This window comes from Candidatus Symbiopectobacterium sp. NZEC135 (assembly GCF_025962695.1).
Genome location: NZ_JAGFPF010000931.1, coordinates 1 through 834 on the forward strand (window position 1 = coordinate 1; position 834 = coordinate 834).

The following is an 834-nucleotide window of genomic DNA, read 5'->3' on the forward strand; positions in this document are numbered from 1 at the left end:
TATCTCTCCCACAGTGGCACCAGCGATGCCGGCGTCGGGTATTGGATGGCACTGTTGATTGGTGCCGGTATCGTCGGCCAGTGGCCAGTGGGGCGCATGGCGGATCGCTATGGACGCTTGCTGGTGCTGCGCGTGCTGGTGTTTGCGGTGATTGTCGCCTGCGTTGCGCTCTTGAGCGTTGGGCATCTGGTGATGGCACCTGCGCTGTTTTTGTTGGGTGGAGCCGGTTTCACGCTCTATCCGGTAGCGATGTCCTGGGCGTGCGAAACGGTACGTCATGAAGAACTGGTGGCGATGAACCAGTCATTGCTGCTCAGTTACACCGTTGGCAGCCTGGTTGGCCCCAGTATGGCGGCTGCGCTGATGCAAACCTATTCCGACCGTGTGCTGTTTGTGCTGATTGCCGCCGTATCGCTGGTTTATCTGGTCATGCTGCTGAAGAAAAGCGATCGCCACCCAAAACCGCTGGCGGCGTAATGCGGAGCCCCACGCTTCCCAATGGGCAGCGTGGGGAGGACATCAGTAAATAACCTTATGCCCGTAGCTTTGCAGTATCGACTGCACGCGGTTCATGGTGTCCGCTTTCGGCGGTTTTACACCATCCAGCTTATACTCTTCCCCCATGGCGACCCACTTATGCTTGCCCAGCTCGTGGTAGGGCAGCAATTCGATTTTCTCGATGTTGGTCATGTCCTTGGTGAAATTCCCCAGCAGGTGCGCAGAGGCATCATCATCAGACCAACCGGGGACGACGACGTAGCGAATCCAGGTGCGCTGGTTACGTTTGGCTAAGTAGCGGGCGAATTCCAGCGTGCGGTGGTTGGATACCCCCAC

The 834-nt window shown here is 57.8% G+C and carries 1 protein-coding gene and 1 pseudogene; one reads left to right on the top strand and one right to left on the bottom strand.

Annotated features, from left to right (window positions below; genetic code table 11):
• A partial coding sequence (locus tag J5224_RS31525; RefSeq protein ID WP_264628921.1) for an MFS transporter occupies nt 1–477 on the top strand: 477 nt, incomplete at its 5' end.
• Nucleotides 478–519: 42 nt separating this feature from the next.
• Here J5224_RS31525 and pflA read toward each other — a convergent pair.
• Nucleotides 520–834: pseudogene (gene pflA, locus J5224_RS31530) on the bottom strand (pyruvate formate lyase 1-activating protein); the annotation flags it as partial.